We start from the raw sequence: 340 nt of genomic DNA on the forward strand, positions 1-340 counted from the left end.
CGCAGAAGGTCACGGTGGATGTCGCGGGGGAGATGCTGGAGCTGAAGAACACCGTCAACACGATGGTGGACCAGCTCCAGGCGTTCGGCGCCGAGGTCACCCGCGTGGCACGGGAGATCGGCGTCGAGGGCGAGCTGGGCGGCCAGGCCGAGGTGCAGGGCGCGGCGGGCACCTGGAAGGACCTGACCGACTCGGTGAACACCGCCTTCCGTAACCTCAGCGGCCAGGTGCGCAACATCGCGCAGGTGACGACGGCGGTCGCGAACGGTGATCTGTCGCAGAAGGTCACGGTGGATGTCGCGGGGGAGATGCTGGAGCTGAAGAACACCGTCAACACGAT

At 66.8% G+C, this 340-nt stretch carries 1 protein-coding gene; it reads left to right on the top strand.

Features of this window, described 5'->3' with window-relative positions; genetic code table 11:
* A partial coding sequence (locus tag ACX6XY_RS30140) for a HAMP domain-containing protein (protein WP_460337819.1) occupies positions 1-340 on the top strand: 340 nt, incomplete at both ends.

The organism is Streptomyces sp. O3 (assembly GCF_054788135.1).